The sequence below is a fragment of the Vibrio sp. Y176 genome (genome assembly GCF_033438945.1).
In genome coordinates, this window is sequence record NZ_JAWOQS010000962.1 from 1 (window position 1) to 560 (window position 560).

Genomic DNA, 560 nt, shown 5'->3' on the forward strand with positions numbered 1-560 from the left:
AAACAATACCGCCATAATAAATGCCATCGGATCCACTCCGTACCCGACAGCCATACTATAGCCAATCGGAAATGCTAACGCGGCAGCGGCATTGTTGGTCACCAATTCAGTCAGCACCAAGGTCATGATGTATGTGGCCACCAGCGCACCAAATACGCCCCAGCCGTTAAACGCTTCGATAAACATCTCGCCCATCCTGACGGACAAGCCAGATGAAATCATCAGCTGCGCAATAGAGAGCGCAGAGCCCACAATCACCACAATATCAATGGGAAAACGGCGGCGAAGCTCAGAGATTTGCACTATGCCAAACGCAATGAGTGCAATGATGTATACCGCGAGCCCTTTAATGATCGGCACAAGTTCAAGTAGTGCACAGGCGATAACCGCAGCAAAACCAATCAACACAATCGTCGATTTATTGGAGTCCAAACGTGCGCTGGAATCTAAGTCGTGCACTAACACAAATTCTTTACGGTGCGCTCGACGCTCAGATTCGAAACGCTTGCCCGGCACCAGCACTAAAGTATCGCCCGGAGCTAAGGTAATACTGCCCAATC

The 560-nt window shown here is 50.0% G+C and carries 1 protein-coding gene; it reads right to left on the reverse strand.

Annotated features, from left to right (window positions below):
- A partial coding sequence (locus R7O13_RS29650; RefSeq protein ID WP_412125752.1) for an SLC13 family permease occupies positions 1 to 560 on the reverse strand: 560 nt, incomplete at both ends.